A 548-nucleotide genomic window follows, 5' to 3' on the forward strand; every position below is an offset into this window, starting at 1 on the left:
GTTCTGAGCTCTCTCAGAGTCGAACGGACCGAAGCCGTGCTCACGAGCGAGACGGGTTGTACGGTAGATTTCTTCGTCAGAAAATTCGGTAGCATCCTCAGCTGAGTCAGTAGTTTCTTCTGATGACTGCTTGACTTCCTCTAGTGGCCGGACTTCGGGAACTGAGAGGCCCTCATTGTGTATCTCCTTGACTAAGCAGTGTGCGCTGGCGGTGATATATCGACGAACATCGTCATCGAAGCGATTGCGCCACGTTCGAGAGATGACTGACTCGTTAGGAATTTGGCCGAGACCGAATACGTCGGCAAGCTCTGGATGGCGTGTGAGAGATCGGTAGCTGTCTCCGGTGACTTCTAGATAAACAAAGAGCTTGAGCATTCCGTGGAATGAGTACGGGGCGGGATGCCACTCTGGGTAGTCGTCTTCGAGCGTTTCGATCTGGAGCTTAAAAACGGTAAGTGCATCGCAGAACGCTGTCCCCTCACGGAGGTGTTTGCGGAGTTCGAGAGCAGCGACAAATGCGTCGGTTAGTCGGCGGCCACGCTGTT

General features: G+C 53.6%; 1 pseudogene. It reads right to left on the bottom strand.

What is annotated here, in order from left to right:
* Positions 1 to 548: pseudogene (locus QT222_RS00030) on the bottom strand (transposase); the annotation flags it as partial.

Source organism: Haloferax sp. s1, assembly GCF_058382125.1.